Below are 6,807 nucleotides of genomic sequence, written 5' to 3' on the forward strand. Positions count from 1 at the left end.
TCGACCCCTCGGAAAGAAAGCGGGCCGTATCCCATGCTTCTCGAGAGCTACCTGCAGGACACCTGGGTGGTGCCGGCTGCTGCCGGATCGACGGCAGTTGACGTGCACGACGCCGTCACCGGCAGGACGGTCTGCCGCGTCTCCTCCCAAGGCCTCGACCTCGCAGGCGCGTTCGACCACGCGCGCCGCGCAGGCGGCCCCACGCTGCGCGCGCTGAGCTTCCATCGGCGGGCCGACCTCCTGGATGCTGTCGCAGCGGCCGTCCGCGCCCGCCGCGAAGAGCTGTACGCCCTCTCGGCCCGCGCCGGCGCCACCCTCAACGACGCACGTCACGACGTCGACGGCGGCATCCGCGTCCTGCGCGACTACGCGGCCCGCGCCCGCACCGCGCTGCCGGACGCGCCCCACCTGGTGGAAGGCCCCGCCGAACGCCTCGCCCGGGGCGAAGACTTCCTGGGCGTCCACCTCGTCACCCCCTCCCCGGGCCTGATGCTCCAGGTGAACGCCTTCAACTTCCCGGTCTGGGCGCCGCTGGAGAAACTCGCCCAGGCGGTACTCGCGGGCATGCCCAGCGTGGTGAAGCCTGCCACCCCGACCGCGTACCTCACCGAGCACCTGGTCCGGATCGTCACCGACGCCGGCGCCCTGCCGCCCGGTGCCCTGCAGATGGTCGTCGGCTCGGTGCGCCCGGCACTCGGCCTGCTCGGCGAGCAGGACGTCCTCTCCTTCACCGGCTCCGCCGCCACGGCTGCGACGCTGCGCACACACCCCAACCTGGTGGCCCGTTCCGTCCGCTTCAACGCCGAGGCCGACTCCGTCAACGCCATCGTGCTGGCCCCGGACGTCACCCCGGGTTCCCCGTTGTTCGAGGCGTTCGTGCGAGAGGTGGTGACCGAGATGACCGTCAAGGCGGGCCAGAAGTGCACCGCGATCCGCCGCGTCCTCGTGCCCCGCGCGCGTGAGGGCGCGGTGCTCGACGCGATCGCCTCCGAGCTCGCCGGCATCACCATAGGGAACCCCGCCGCAGAAGGCGTGCGGATGGGACCGGTCGTCAGCCGTGCCCAGCGCGACGACGTACGACAGGCGGCGCGGAAGATCGCCGAGTCCGGACGCTTCGTGCACGGCGACCCCGAGAAGGTGCGCTTGATCGACGCCGACCCCGATCGGGGGGCGTTCCTCGACACCCTCCTCGTCTCCGCCGACCCGGACGCCGCCGCACCTCACGAGGTGGAGCCGTTCGGACCGGCCGCGACCGTGCTGGCGTACCGCGACACGGCCCACGCGACGGACCTGGTGGCGCGCGGCCGGGGCAGCCTCGCCGCCTCCGTCGTCGGCGACGACCTCGCCTGGACGACCGCCTTCGTCCAAGAGACGGCCCCCTGGCACGGGCGACTGCACCTGCTGGACTCGACGAACATGGCACAGACCACCGGCCACGGATCACCACTGCCCGCCCTGAGACACGGCGGACCCGGACGCGCCGGTGGGGGATCGGAGATGGCGGGCACCCGCGGTGTCGTCGATCTGATGCAGCGCACGGCACTGCAGGCCTCGCCACGGGTTCTCGACGCGCTGCGGAGCGCCCCGTCGTCCTCGCCGACCGCCCGCGCCTGACCGTCGTGCGGGCCGGACGGTCAGGGTCCGAACGACTCAACCGTCCGACCGCATCCCCGTGAAGCACGGACCGTGCCGACATCAAGGATGCCTACGCCGGCCGGCCCACAGCGACCCATGGGAGCGCTCCGGCGGGCGGCCGCCCAGAGGGGGATGTTGTTCTGTTCGAGGTCTACCCCCGACCAGCTTCGGACCCGACTCGGGCAGCAACAACTCGATGAGTGACTCCGGTGGGGCACGAGGGGCTTCGCCGATGCTCGTAGAATCATGATGTGGCATTCATGAGCACCCCGCACTGCTGCTTCCTGTGATCGGAAGAGCTTGAGGGCGATGCCGGACGGCGTCGCCCTCCTTGGTGTGCCTGCTGCGTGAACCACGTTTCCCACGCTGCCCGTTCCTTCCTGGCGCAGTGACGCTCTGAGCGCGCGTGCAGGCACGGTCTCATTCCCTTCATCCTTGCCAGGAGTGCCTCGTGCCCGTGTCGCTTCCCCCTGCCCTCGAACTCTCCCTCGACCTGTTGCGCTGCCCAACGTGCCGCGCGCGCCACCTGCACTCAGAACGCGGCGCACTGCGCTGCCCGGTGGGCCACACCTTCGACATCGCCCGCCACGGATACGCCGGCCTGCTGACGGGCATCCCCGCCACCAGCGGCGACGACGCAGCCATGGTCCAGGCCCGGAACCGATTCCTGTCCACCGGAACCTACGCGTCCATCCGCGAAGTCGCGGCCCGCCTGGCGGCCGACGCCGTGTCTGAGCAGGGCACGGTTGTGGACGTGGGGTGCGGCACGGGCTACTACCTGGCCGGCTTACTCGACCAGCTGCCCGGCGCCCGTGGTCTGGGTCTGGACACATCGGTGCACGCGCTGCGCTCGGCAGCCCGTGCCCACGACCGAGCTGCGGCGGTGGCCTGGGACGTCTTCCGTTCCTTCCCGCTGGCCGACGGGGTGGCCGATGTCGTGCTGGACGTGTTCGCCCCGCGCAACCCGGCCGAGTTCCACCGCGTGCTGCGCCCGACCGGTCGGCTGATCGTGGTCCGTCCCACTGGGCGGCACCTGGCCGAGCTGCGCGGCCGGATACCTGCGATGGTCACGATCGACCCGGCCAAGGAACTGCGACTGCACCGGGCGTTGGACCCCTTCTTCGAGGCCGCCGTCACCGAAGAGGTGGAGTACTCCATGACCCTGACAAGGCCGGATGCTCTGGACCTGGTGGCGATGACGCCGAGCGCACGCCACATGAGCCGTGCAGACCTGAACGACGAGGGCTTCCTGCCCGATCAGGTCACCGTCTCCGCGCTGGCCACCGCCTACCAGCCTCGGTGACCACGAGCGGGAGCACGCGCCCGCGGACCGACGAGCAGTGCGCCCGCCTGGCGCCCTGCCTTCCTCGCAACGCAGGGAAGACAGGGCGTCCGTTCGCCGACCACCGTCGCATCATCCGCGTCCGCGAGTTCGTACGAGCTGCGGCAGACACTGCCGAGACGTTGCCGACTGCATGAGCGTGCTACCGGAATTCGCAGGGACTCCGGACCTGCGGGAGCTGGTGGAGGCAGTCGCGTATGAGGACCTTGGGCCGGTCGCGCGGCGGCCTGACCGGCAAGGTCCACCGCGCCCCCGACCGGAGCCGCCGTCCGCTGTCCTTCGTTCTCACTGCCGGCCAGGTCCCCGACAGCCCCGGTTCACCACCGTCCTCGCCGGCATCGCGGTCCGCGCCCCGAACGGCCGACCCCGGACGCCGTCGCCGGCGGCAAGGCGTGTTCCTCCCGCGCCCACCGGCTGGCCTCTGGCTGACTCGTCGAGATCGGGACCAACTCTCTTCCGGAGGAGCCCCGTTGTTCTCCAAGGTGACGTTGCTCGACCAGCGAGGACGGTGTTACGCTCCCGCTGAGCCCTGTATGGGCCTACGCATGGAGGTAGCGGCTACTCAGCCATTGCAGAGAACGGCACGCTCCGTCTCTCGCAGCTCGTCGATCCCTGTCCTGGGATTGCTGCGCCCATCTTCACTGCGTAGGCATGCGGGGTATTTCTGTGTCGATTTCCGGTGGCGTGGCCCTCCTTCGCGATCAATCGACACGGAAGGGCAGTGTATGAGCAAGGAACAGGGCGAGACCTGGGAAGCGCAGGCCGAGACCTGGGAAGCGCAGGCCGAGACCTGGGCGGGCTATGACGTCAATGAGTTCCAGCGTCAGGTCATCACCAAGTTCCGAGCGAACAACGGGAAGATGAGCGGCATGTTCGAGGGCTGGACATTGACCGTGCTGACGACCGTCGGAGCCAAGAGCGGCCTGCGCCGGGAGAGCATCCTCGGGTATCTCGCATTCGATGGAAAGGGAATCGTCGTCGCCTCGTCGAACGGCGCCGATAGGCATCCGGCGTGGTACCACAACATCCGCAAGAATCCGATCGTGACGGTCGAGACGGGTACCGACACCTACCAGGCGATCGCTGCCATCCCGCCTGGCCAGGAGCGTGACATGCTCTTCGACCGCGTGGTCGCCGAGGCGCCGGGGTACGCCGAGCACCAGGCCAGGACGACCCGGGAGATCCCGGTCGTGGTACTGAACCGGATCGGTCCCAGGCCCGGCGAAGAGCGGGTCAAGGGCATGGGCGACTGGATCGTCGAGGTGCACGACTGGCTGCGCGGCGAGCTCGACACGCTCCGCGCCCGGGCGGACGAGGTGATCGCGGGTGCTGCCGACTCGATCGAGCGGACGTCGCCGGACCTCGCGCAGCAGATGCGTGCTCACTGCGTCAGCTTCTGCGGGGCACTGAGCAAGCATCACGGCGGCGAGGACATGGCCATGTTCCCGATGCTGGCCAAGCAGTTCCCCGCGCTCGCTCCGGCGCTCGCTCAGCTCGGGGAGGAGCACAAGGTGGTGGCGCAGATGCAGAAGGACATCCAGCACCTCGTCGACGGCTTCGTGCCCGCTGAAAGTGACCCCGCGCAGCTGCGCGCCGACCTGGAACTGCTGGCGAACAAGCTGGAGTCCCACTTCAGGTACGAGGAGGAGACGATCGTGACGGCGCTCAACGCCACGACCCCGGCTCCCCCCTTCGGCTGATCATCCACCGGCCCGGCGAATCCGGTCGGACGTGGACTTGCATGGCGTGGCGGGTCGGCGTACACGCTCACGTGCTCAGGCGCGCACGGTGAACCTGCTCGCGAAGGACGGCGTGTCACAGCCGGGGCAACAGGGGCTGCGGTTGATGCTTTGGTCTGGCCGTCGCAGGCCGGATGACCGGCACCAGGAGGTTGAGGCGCATGCTTGTTCTGGGCCGCTCGCAGGTCGAGGCCCTGATCGACCTGGACTTGCTGATCGATGCCCTGGCCCCGGGGATGGCTGACCTCAGTGCGGGCCGAGCCTCGGTACCCGATCGCATCGCCGCCCTGGTGCCCGAACGTGATGGATTCCTGGCGGCGATGCCGGGCTTCCTGCCGTCGGCCGGGGTGCTCATGACCAAGCTGGTGTCACTCTTCCCGCACAATGACGGGGCCCGGCTGCCTACACATCAGGCGCTGATCGTGGCGTTCGATCCGGACACCGGCGAGCCCGCTGCGCTGCTGGACGGTACGGCCATCACCGCAGCGCGGACCGGTGCGTGCTCCGCGTTGTCGGCGCGACTGCTGGCCCGCGAGGACGCGACAGTGCTGGCAGTGCTGGGCACCGGCGTGCAGGCCCGGTCCCACGCCCGCGCGATCTGCCGGGTCCGCCCGATCCGGCAGATCCGCGTCGCCGGCCGGGATCCGGCGAAAGCCGCTGCCCTGGCCGAGGAACTCTCAGCCGTACTGGAGGGCCAAGTCCAGGCCGTGTCCAGCTACGCCGAGGCGCTCGACGGCGCGGACATCGCCGCCGCGACGACGCACGCCGTCGAACCCGTGATCCGCCGTTCCTGGCTGACACCCGGAGTGCACATCACGTCCGTGGGGTACAACCCGGCCGGCCGCGAGATCGACGACGCCACGGTCACCGAGGCGCTGGTGTGCGTCGAATCGCGCCAGGCGGTTCTGGCCCCGCTTCCTGCGGGCAGTAATGACCTGCTCATGCCGATCCGAAACGGCCTCATCACAGCCGATCACGTGCATGCCGAACTGGGCGAACTCATCGCCGGCAGCAGACCGGGCCGAACCACACCGGACCAGATCACCCTCTACAAATCGGTCGGCGTGGCAGCGCAGGACGCTGCGGCCACGGCCCTGGTCCTCGCCTCCGCCCGCGAGCAGTCAATCGGCGAGGAGATCACGTTGCGGTGATGCCGCTACCGCCACGCGATCACGGCGGATGGATCGGCAACGCACGGTCCAGTTGTTGAACGGGTTCGCCTCGACCGGGCGGCCCCCTCGCTGCCCCCGTGAAACCGGCCTCCACGACCGTCCAGAACGTGACCAAGGCCACCGAAGGATCATCGACTCCCTCGCCCGCTTCCGCCGACGGACCCTGAACCTCGACCTCCGGACACGGCAGGACAACGGTCGGCTCGACACCGAGTGCAGGCGCTGCCCCGGGCAACCTCCCCAGGCGTCGATCCAGGCCGTCTCTTTCCCGATCACCTCGCGGCCCGGATGAGGATGCCCGCGAGGTGAAGTTGGACGCGGCAGATCGTGACAGTCCTGTCGTAGCGGGTGCCAAGACCGCGCCGTTGCTTCAGCTTGTTGATACAGCGTTCCACGGTGTCGCTCCGCTTGTAGGCCGCCTTGTCGAAGTCAGGCGGGCGGCCGCCGGGACCACCTCGACGGTCCAGGATCCGGTACCGGAAGTGCGTGCGAAGCTCTCGGGCATGACCACCCCAAGCCTTACCCAGCCCACGCCGCCCTGGGTCGTCTTCACTGCCGAGAGCGACCCGTGGGTGTCCGCCGAGGCGACCCCGCTCCTGGAGCGGGGCGGCCTCGTCTTCCGGCTGAATGCCCGGGACTTGCTCGAACCTGCCTCGCTGTTTTGTACCTTCGCGCGGGAGCTCTCGTTTCCTCAGCACTTCGGCCACAACTGGGACGCCCTCGAGGCTGACTTCACCGAAGCCATGTTAAGAGGCAGGGGGTTGGACGTCCGGCTCACAGACCCAACGGCTGACCGCCGCCCTGAACAGTACCTACTGGACCGACTAGTAGGGCTTGGTCATCTTCACTTGGGCATGCGTGTCTACTGCTCTGCGAGTGTCGTTGGAGTGGTGTGACACCTGAGGAGATGGCCTCGGTC

General features: G+C 69.2%; 5 protein-coding genes and 1 pseudogene. 5 read left to right on the forward strand and 1 reads right to left on the reverse strand.

Annotated elements, in window-relative coordinates:
- Window positions 1-33: 33 nt before the first annotated feature.
- From paaZ to ACIPFH_RS42825, 4 genes are all read left to right on the forward strand, one after another.
- Window positions 34-1,614, forward strand: coding sequence for a phenylacetic acid degradation bifunctional protein PaaZ (gene paaZ, locus ACIPFH_RS42810; protein WP_401835531.1), 1,581 nt, complete (start codon window positions 34-36; stop codon window positions 1,612-1,614).
- A 472-nt stretch (window positions 1,615-2,086) separates the two neighbouring features.
- Window positions 2,087-2,938, forward strand: coding sequence for a methyltransferase domain-containing protein (locus ACIPFH_RS42815; RefSeq protein WP_401835533.1), 852 nt, complete (start codon window positions 2,087-2,089; stop codon window positions 2,936-2,938).
- A gap of 764 nt (window positions 2,939-3,702) precedes the next feature.
- Entirely contained in the window at window positions 3,703-4,677 is a 975-nt protein-coding gene (locus ACIPFH_RS42820) for a nitroreductase/quinone reductase family protein (protein ID WP_401835535.1), read from the forward strand.
- 200 nt (window positions 4,678-4,877) lie between these two features.
- Window positions 4,878-5,867, forward strand: coding sequence for an ornithine cyclodeaminase family protein (locus ACIPFH_RS42825; protein WP_401835538.1), 990 nt, complete (start codon window positions 4,878-4,880; stop codon window positions 5,865-5,867).
- A gap of 293 nt (window positions 5,868-6,160) precedes the next feature.
- Here ACIPFH_RS42825 and ACIPFH_RS42830 read toward each other — a convergent pair.
- Window positions 6,161-6,328, reverse strand: a pseudogene (locus ACIPFH_RS42830) (IS5/IS1182 family transposase); the annotation flags it as partial.
- Window positions 6,329-6,391: 63 nt separating this feature from the next.
- On the opposite strand from ACIPFH_RS42830, the gene ACIPFH_RS42835 reads away from it, so the two are divergent.
- Window positions 6,392-6,784: a barstar family protein gene (locus ACIPFH_RS42835; RefSeq protein WP_401835542.1), complete on the forward strand. Its 393-nt coding sequence runs from the start codon at window positions 6,392-6,394 to the stop codon at window positions 6,782-6,784.
- The last annotated feature ends 23 nt before the right edge of the window (window positions 6,785-6,807 follow it).

Origin of the sequence: Streptomyces sp. NPDC088157 (genome assembly GCF_044741545.1) — a bacterium.
In the GTDB taxonomy this organism is placed as follows: Bacteria; Actinomycetota; Actinomycetes; order Streptomycetales; family Streptomycetaceae; genus Streptomyces.

What these genes read in the sequence shown, in the direction of transcription:
- ACIPFH_RS42820 (WP_401835535.1), top strand. Translation starts at nt 3,703, where the DNA reads ATGAGCAAGGAACAGGGCGAGACCTGGGAAGCGCAGGCCGAGACCTGG.
- ACIPFH_RS42835 (WP_401835542.1), top strand. Translation starts at nt 6,392, where the DNA reads ATGACCACCCCAAGCCTTACCCAGCCCACGCCGCCCTGGGTCGTCTTC.
- paaZ (WP_401835531.1), top strand. Translation starts at nt 34, where the DNA reads ATGCTTCTCGAGAGCTACCTGCAGGACACCTGGGTGGTGCCGGCTGCT.
- ACIPFH_RS42825 (WP_401835538.1), top strand. Translation starts at nt 4,878, where the DNA reads ATGCTTGTTCTGGGCCGCTCGCAGGTCGAGGCCCTGATCGACCTGGAC.